The following is a 209-nucleotide window of genomic DNA, read 5'->3' as shown; positions in this document are numbered from 1 at the left end:
ATTTGTTTTAATAGGATTGTGTCTAATGTAGGAGAACCTTCATTTCCAATTTGTGAGAAGTTACGAATCGTGTTATTCACATCTCTTTCTACAAAACCATTTGTCCCTGGAATGCAGATGTTTTTCTTCGCCATTAATGCCGCTTGAACTGCTGCCCCTGAACATGTAGAAACTTTCATAGCACAACCTGCTTTTGCGCCATCACAAAG

The 209-nt window shown here is 39.2% G+C and carries 1 pseudogene; it reads right to left on the bottom strand.

Annotation, left to right across the window (positions count from 1 at the left end):
• Positions 1 to 179 (bottom strand): annotated as a pseudogene (locus tag V7014_RS20225) (serine dehydratase subunit alpha family protein); the annotation flags it as partial.
• Positions 180 to 209 lie beyond the last annotated feature (30 nt).

Source organism: Bacillus sp. JJ722 (assembly GCF_036963345.1).
Classification (GTDB): Bacteria; Bacillota; Bacilli; order Bacillales; family DSM-1321; genus Bacillus_AD.
The sequence above is the reverse complement of the archived record's forward strand: the minus strand, read 5'-3'. Positions and strand labels throughout refer to the sequence as shown.